This window comes from Erwinia sp. SLM-02 (genome assembly GCF_037450285.1).
Classification (GTDB): domain Bacteria; phylum Pseudomonadota; class Gammaproteobacteria; order Enterobacterales; family Enterobacteriaceae; genus Erwinia.
In genome coordinates this window covers 2869595-2877132 of sequence record NZ_JAQISN010000001.1, presented here as the reverse complement: position 1 = coordinate 2877132, position 7538 = coordinate 2869595, and the positions used below count along the sequence as shown (strand labels likewise).

Annotated in this window: 5 protein-coding genes and 1 rRNA gene; 2 read left to right on the top strand and 4 right to left on the bottom strand. The window is 56.6% G+C overall.

Annotation, left to right across the window (positions count from 1 at the left end; genetic code table 11):
• Window positions 1–4: 4 nt before the first annotated feature.
• Both rrf and PGH32_RS13240 read left to right on the top strand, forming a co-directional pair.
• Window positions 5–120 (top strand): 5S ribosomal RNA (gene rrf / locus PGH32_RS13245).
• A gap of 721 nt (window positions 121–841) precedes the next feature.
• Window positions 842–2134 (top strand): MFS transporter, encoded by a 1293-nt coding sequence (locus PGH32_RS13240; RefSeq protein ID WP_337894244.1) that lies wholly within the window; start codon window positions 842–844, stop codon window positions 2132–2134.
• On the opposite strand, the gene PGH32_RS13235 is transcribed toward PGH32_RS13240, so the two are convergent.
• From PGH32_RS13235 to PGH32_RS13215, 4 genes are all read right to left on the bottom strand, one after another.
• Window positions 2135–2455, bottom strand: coding sequence for a YfiM family lipoprotein (locus tag PGH32_RS13235; RefSeq protein ID WP_314422428.1), 321 nt, complete (start codon window positions 2453–2455; stop codon window positions 2135–2137).
• 58 nt (window positions 2456–2513) lie between these two features.
• Entirely contained in the window at window positions 2514–3869 is a 1356-nt protein-coding gene (gene pssA, locus PGH32_RS13230; RefSeq protein WP_337894243.1) for a CDP-diacylglycerol--serine O-phosphatidyltransferase, read from the bottom strand.
• 99 nt (window positions 3870–3968) lie between these two features.
• Complete coding sequence (locus PGH32_RS13220; protein ID WP_314422465.1) at window positions 3969–6638, bottom strand: bifunctional acetate--CoA ligase family protein/GNAT family N-acetyltransferase; 2670 nt, start codon at window positions 6636–6638, stop codon at window positions 3969–3971.
• A gap of 91 nt (window positions 6639–6729) precedes the next feature.
• On the bottom strand, window positions 6730–7458 hold the full coding sequence (locus PGH32_RS13215; protein WP_314422468.1) for a tRNA-uridine aminocarboxypropyltransferase: 729 nt from the start codon (window positions 7456–7458) through the stop codon (window positions 6730–6732).
• Window positions 7459–7538: the final 80 nt, after the last annotated feature.

The following is a 7538-nucleotide window of genomic DNA, read 5'->3' as shown; positions in this document are numbered from 1 at the left end:
TTTGCCTGGCGGCTTTAGCGCGGTGGTCCCACCTGACCCCATGCCGAACTCAGAAGTGAAACGCCGTAGCGCCGATGGTAGTGTGGGGTCTCCCCATGCGAGAGTAGGGAACTGCCAGGCATCAAATAAAAGGAAAGCCCTGTACGCAAGTACAGGGCTTTTTCTTTTATTCGCTGTCTGTCGGTAAGCGACTCTCCGGTAGGACAAAATTGTCCGGAACAATTTTGAATGTCGCGAACGCGACACCCGGAGGGCGGCCCACAGGGAAGTGGGCCGTAAACTGCCAGGCATCAAATAAAGCAGAAGGCCACCCTTACGGGTGGCCTTTTTGCGTTTACGCACCTGATAATCTCCGCTTAATCTACCTTCTCTGCGCCGACAGCCAGCGCTCAATGAAATCAGCAACCTCAGTGACGTTGTTTAAATCCAGACAGGGCATATTGAGCTCAATATTAACGTCGCTGGCAACAGCAATCGTCCATTGATCCAGCGGCAGGGGCAGCGGTTACTCGAACCGGATCGGTGCAGCACAATTTTGGCGACCTCTTCCTGCTTAAATCCTTCCAAAAGAATAAGGTCTGATACCGAAGCATCCATTCTGTTCGCATCATAAAAGCCGGGACAAAAGGTTTTTAGCCATCCGTTTCACCGCACAGAATAGTCAAAATCGCTAAATCCACTGTATCAGAATCCCGAATAATTCCTTCCATTTATGCCATAATTAACTTGAGCATAAAAGGCTACATGCCATATAAATCATAATGTTATAAGCAAGCTATCATCACTTTAAATCACTTTCTTTGGCACTAGAGCTGGCGAGGAAAACTCACGAGGATTTTCAATGGACTCCATTACTGAAAAGCAGCAGGGAAACACGCTGAATTCAAAACAGCGGATTTGGGCGATTGTTGGTGCATCGTCCGGCAATCTGGTTGAATGGTTCGATTTTTACGTTTACTCATTCTGCTCGCTTTATTTTGCCCATATCTTCTTTCCCTCGGGCAATCCCACGACTCAGCTGCTACAGACGGCCGGTATTTTCGCCGCCGGGTTTTTAATGCGGCCAATCGGCGGCTGGCTGTTTGGTTATATTGGGGATAAACACGGGCGCAAATCCTCAATGCTGATTTCCGTCTGCATGATGTGTTTTGGCTCGCTGGTTATTGCCTGCCTGCCGGGGTATGACACGATTGGCGTATGGGCACCGGCGCTACTGTTGCTGGCGCGTCTGTTCCAGGGGCTGTCAGTCGGCGGCGAATATGGCACCAGTGCCACCTACATGAGTGAAGTGGCGACAGAAGGGAGAAAGGGTTTTTATGCTTCTTTTCAGTATGTTACTTTAATCGGCGGCCAGCTGCTGGCTTTGCTTACGGTGGTCCTGCTGCAACAGATCCTTTCGGATGGGGAGCTGCGTAGCTGGGGATGGCGTATCCCATTTGCCCTGGGTGCCGCGCTGGCCATCGTTGCGCTGTATCTGCGTCGTTCTCTGAATGAGACCTCAGACAGTGCCTCACGCGAGAGTAAAGATGCCGGATCGCTAATCGGGTTATGGAAGCACCGCCGAGCTTTTCTGATGGTGCTGGGCTTTACCGCTGGCGGCTCGCTCAGCTTTTATACCTTCACCGCCTATATGCAGAAATACCTGGTTAACACCTCGGGAATGGATCATAAAACGGCCAGCGGCCTGATGACGGCCGCGCTGTTTGTATTCATGCTGCTGCAGCCGCTCATTGGGGGGTTGTCGGATAAAATTGGGCGCAGAAACTCCATGCTGATCTTTGGCGGGCTGGCTGCGGTGTGTACTGTGCCGATCCTGACCCTGTTGCAAAGCGTCAACGATCCGATCGTCGCCTTTGCACTGGTAATGCTGGCACTGGTGATCACCAGTTTTTACACCTCCATCAGCGGTATTCTGAAGGCCGAGATGTTCCCGCCGCAGGTCCGGGCGCTGGGGGTTGGGCTGTCCTACGCGGTAGCCAATGCGCTGTTCGGAGGATCGGCAGAATATGTCGCCTTGTCGCTCAAAGCGGTAGGTAGTGAGACCACGTTCTTCTGGTATGTTTCCCTGATGGGGGCCGTCGCATTCCTGGTGTCACTGATGCTTCACAGGCGAGGAAAGGGCCTTAAGCTGTAGCTAGTGACCGAGATTCCATAACGTATAGCCGGTGGCAGCGCCGGCTAAATCCCATGTAAAATCCTTCCAGCTCCATCCGCTGCCGCCTTCCCGACTGTCGTAAAGCTCCTTTGCCGCACCAAGCGAGACGGCAAACGTCAGGCCAAAGCTGGCACTGCGCCCTTCGCTCCAGTTTTGCCGCTCACCGTAGGCATTACCCGCCGCGGCCAGAAAAGCGGAGGAGATGAAGTGCTGAGCCTTATCACGCCCGGTCCATTGGTCCTGGGCCAGATGGGTACAGCCGCTACAGCAAAGTAAAATCAGCGGAAGATATCTGCGCATTACGGCCTCCGATATAAAAAAGCCCCGTCATAAACAGGGCCTGTCGCTGTGCAGAAAACTACAGAATGCGGCTAATCAGTCGGTCAATGCGGATACGCCGCAGGCGGCGAATAAGTTTGCGGACCTTAACCGGATAATCGGCAATGCTTTCAAGATCGCGGAAGTGCTGAACCACGGTCGTATGCTGGCGGATCAGATTCAGTTCGCGATCGCGCTGATCGCTGAGCTGCTGGAGTGGATCGTGGATCAGAATCGCATTTTCCAGATCGAGGCGCCAGGCGCGGGGATTCAGGTTATTGCCGGTAACCATAATCCATTCATCATCCACCCACAGTCCCTTGAGGTGATAGCTGTTCTCGCCGTCTTTCCATAAGCGCACCGTAAGCTGCCCGACATCAATATAATACTGCAGGCGGCTGAGGAAACGGCGCAGGTTTATTTCATAGAGGTAGGGCAGCGCACCGATAATTTTAAACGGCTGATCTTCGGGGATATAGAAGTCATTTGCCGTCTTATCACCAATGATAATCTCAACCTCTTTACCCCGGCGAAGGAGCCAGATGATATTGCGCACCAGAATCGCCGGCAGGTTGAAATAAGGGGTACAGATCGTCAGCTTGCGCTCGGCGCAGGGCATCAGATGATAGATGGTTTTATTCAGCAGGCTGCGCTTACCTAACCCGACCAGCGGCGTGACGGCCAGCTGTTCATTGTTGGCATTACCGGTGAACTCATAGTCGAAGCCGCGCAGGTCCTGACGGAACTGGCGAGTTTCATTTTTAATTTCCGGGCTTTTCGGGCGCTGATGGCGGTCGAGACGATGGACCGCTTCGGCCTGGACCAGATTTTTATCAATCCATCTGAACATCGTATCGGCCAGCTCACGGTTGGTAATGAGCTGATAACGATCGTAGCGGTATCTGTCGCGCTGATGCAGATAGACATCGTTGAAGCTGGCGCCGGTATACAGCACCGTATCATCGATAATCGAACCTTTCAGGTGCAGCACGCCCAGCGCTTCACGGGTGTTGACCGGGATGCCGTAAACCGGGATCGCAATATCTTCGTTCTGACTGGCCATTTCACAGTACCAGTCGGCGTTCGTTGCCGAAGCTGCCGCACCGATCCGGCCGCGCTGGGCACGATGCCAGTCGACCAGAACGCAGACATCCAGCGTAGGCCGCAGGCGTTTAGCCGCGTACAGCGCGGAGAGAATGGCCTGGCCACCTTCATCATTTTCCAGATACAGGGCCACGATGCAGATCCGCTGCGTCGCCGCGGCAATTTTTTCCAGCAGCGTCTGGCGAAAATCCGCAGGAGAATACAGCGTCGTGAAATCAGCAACTGACTGAGACAGTTTAGGCAGTTGCGCAAGGTGCTGTTGGTGTTTATTGCGTTTAAAATTTGACAACATCACAGTGCGTTTCTTCTCTGTTCATAGAATGGCCTTTATCCGTAAAATCATGACCCTAACCGAGAATAATACCATTAGTTTGTATGAAAGGCGTTAGATTTACTTTTCCTTGCAGCCTTCCGGTGAGAGCAGCGACAGCGACAGGCCAACAATATCGTCTTCCAGCTGCACGTCTACGGCAAATCCCAGCTTGCGGGCCAGCGCCAGCATGCCCTGATTGCGCGGCATGGTAATGCCATTCAGCTGCTGCAGACCGTGATCGCGGGTGTAGGCGATCATTTTTTCCAGCAGGCGGCGTCCCAGCCCCAGCCCCTTCAGGTCGGAGCGCACCAGCACGGAAAACTCCGCGTCGATATTATCCGCATCCGAAATAGCGCGGGACACGCCGATAATCTCGTCCAGTCCGTTATGCTGGCGAACGGCAACGATCGCCATTTCCCGATCGTAGTCGATCTGCGTCATGTTAGCCAAATCGTCATGGGTAAACTCGTTGATCTCACTGAAGTAGCGATAGTAAAGATCCTCTTTGGTCACCTGAGCGATAAACTGCTGCAGCAAAGGTTCATCCTCCGGCAGAATGGGCCTGAAGAGGCACTCCTGGCCGTTCTTCAGGAAGATTGTCTCTTCCAGCGCGTGCGGATAAGGACGGATGGTCAGACGATCTTCCGCATCGCCGCTGAACTCAGCCAGCTGAAGCGTCACATCCAGCAGCGTAAACTCGCCGCCGGTTGCCAGGAGGGGGTGAATATCGAGTCGGACAATCTGAGGGCAGTCGACAATCAGGTTCGACACCTGAACCAGAACCTGGCTCAGGCCGACGACGTCAAGCGGATGCAGCGCGCTGCGCCCGCGAATTTTGCCGCTTTTAATCGCCTGGATAACCAGATAGCGGGCCAGCGTCATATTCAGCGGCGGCAGCGCCACAACGGCCTGACGATCGCCCTGCCAGGTAATACCGCCTTCCCCCAGCATAATCACCGGGCCGAAAAGCGGATCCTGCTCAACGACGATGCGTAACTCCTGCGCTCCGGCGCGGTTTGCCATACTCTGTACCAGCAGGCCGTGTATACGCGCCTGGGGAGAAGTGAGCCTGACGCGATCGATAATCGCATCCGCCGCCTGCTGCACCTCACTGGAAGTGCGCAGATACAGCATCACTCCCTGAACGTCGGATTTGTGCCGGATATCCGGCGAGCGCAGCTTCAGCGCCACTGGATAACCAATCTGCGTGGCGATATGCACCGCTTCACTGCTGTCCCCGGCAATCCAGGTTGGCAATGTATTCAGGCCGTAAGCCTGCAGGATCGGCTGAACCTCGTGCGTATCCAGCGTAGTGGCACCGTTTTCCAGCGCCTGCTGGATCAGCAGATGGGCATCGCTGGTGTTGGCGGTGAGGTTGGCGGGCAGGGCCGGGGTTTCGCGCAGCTGCTTCTGGTTGCGGCGGTATTCCACCATATGCATAAACGCCGTCACCGTCCCTTCCGGCGTGCGATAGGTCGGGATCCCGGCATCGCTGAACAGCCGGCGGGCTTCCTGTGAAGAGTGTTCGCCGCACCAGTTGGTCAGCAACGTCACCTGCCGGCCGCGCGGATGCTGTTTCACCAGCTCGATCACCCGCTGGGCGGTCAGTGTGGGGGGAGCAACGGCGCTGGGCGCATGAATGATCAGCAGCGCGTCGACATCGTGACTGTCGAGCAGCAGCGACAGCGCCTGCAGATAGCGCTCCGGCGTGGCGTCATCTTTTAAATCCAGCGGATTACCCGGCGTAATCCCTTCCGGCAGGCGTTCACCAAGTTCAGTAAGTAAAGACTCACTCAGCGTTGCCAGCTTGCCGTTGCGGTCATACAACTCGTCCAGGGCCAGCGCAGAGGGCGCGCCACCGTTACTGATAATCATCAGCCGCTCGCCGCGCAGCGGACGCATATGGCTGAGCGTTTCCACCGCTGAAAACAGTTCGTGGGTATCCTGCACGCGCAGCAGACCGGCGCGCTGAATAGCAGCATCCCAGGCGGCATCCATCCCGCCGTGAGCCTTCAGCAGCCGATGAGCATGGGGACTGCGGCCGCTTTTGATTACCAGAATCGGTTTATTGCGCGCTGCACTGCGGGCGGCAGACACGAAGCGGCGCGCATCGCTAAGGTGTTCCAGATAGAGCAGGATCGCGCTGGTCTTGCCGTCGCGGGCGAGGAAATCCAGCAGATCGTCAGCATCGATATCCAGGCTGTCGCCCAGTGCGATAAACCAGGAAAAGCCGAGCTGACGCTGCTGCGCCCAGTCGAGAATGGTGTTCGACACCGCCGCCGACTGCGAGATAAAAGCCAGCTTGCCTTTGAGGATCGGCACCGGAGAGAAGCTGGCATTCAGCCCCTGCCAGGGGGCCAGCAGCCCAAGACTGTTCGGGCCAAGCAGCCGGATTTGCCAGCGGCTGGCGCAGGCTTCCAGTTCGGCCAGTTGGCCGGCGGGGGCGGAGAGGATAATACAGGCTTTACAGCCGCGTTCGCCGAGGGCGGTCAGCAGTTCCAGATTACGCCGGGCGTGGGTACAGATAATGGCAAGATCCGGGGAGAGCGGCAGGCTGGCAATATCCGGCCATGCCAGCACGCCGCAAACTGCCTGATACTTTGGCGTCACCGGCAGTACCGGCCCGCTGAACCCGCCCGCCAGCAGATTACGCATCATCAGATATCCGGCGCGCTCGGGCCGGGTGGAGGCACCGATAACGGCGATCGACTTCGGTCGCAACAGTGCTTCTAAACCGCGTTGGCTCATCTCCGCTCCCTTCGAGAAATTATTCGCTACCCTGCAGTAACGTATTTTGATTCTACTCCGGGCGGCGGGAAGATGCTGCGCTGCGTGTCAGTTAATTGATCGCGGGCAGAGTTTGCGGTTCGTCATCGCCATGCGAAAGCGAAGCCTGATACAGCGGATGATGGGGCTTCCCGGCCAGATAACGCTGGCGGAAAAGATCGAAGTGGCGGAACAGCGCCTCACCGGCGGCGGTATCTCCAGCCTGCAACAGCAGCTCAGCGGCGACTTCGGCGGTACAGTGCTGGCCCTCGCCGTGCGCTTCGCGTAGCTGATAGTTTGAAGGGCGGGTCAGGGTCAGCGACATCACCGGCAGGGCGTCGAGCCAGGGACTTTTACGAAACATTTTACGCGCTTCGGTCCAGGTGCCGTCCAGCATAATAAATAGCGGGGGCTTGCCGCTGAGCGGCGGGGTATTCAGCACCGGGCGATCGGCATCCGCGTAAGACTGGGGGAAAACCACCATCGGCTGGAGGTCGGGATTTTGTACCGCACGCAGCAGAGCGGGATCCGGTTCCGTGCGCGACCAGCCAAAAGCCTCGGTCTCCGGCAGGATATCGGCGATAAGCCGCCCGGTATTGCTCGGCTTCATCGGTTCGCTGTCAAACATCACCAGGCAGAAGCGGCTGCGGGCCTGCTGCGGTGCCAGTGTGGCGCACAGGCAGTTTTTCTGCGGCAGCAGACAGCGCTGGCAGCGTCGGATACGGTTGCCACGGGCAAGAAACGGTCGGGTGGCGCGGGCAAGACGCTCGGCGCGCAGGCGAAGGACGGCGTTATCGGTCATCGGTCATCATCAGCAAAAAACGCTATTCTAACGGATTCAGGCCGGGCGCGCCCGGCCTTGATCGGACGATTTCGGCAGGT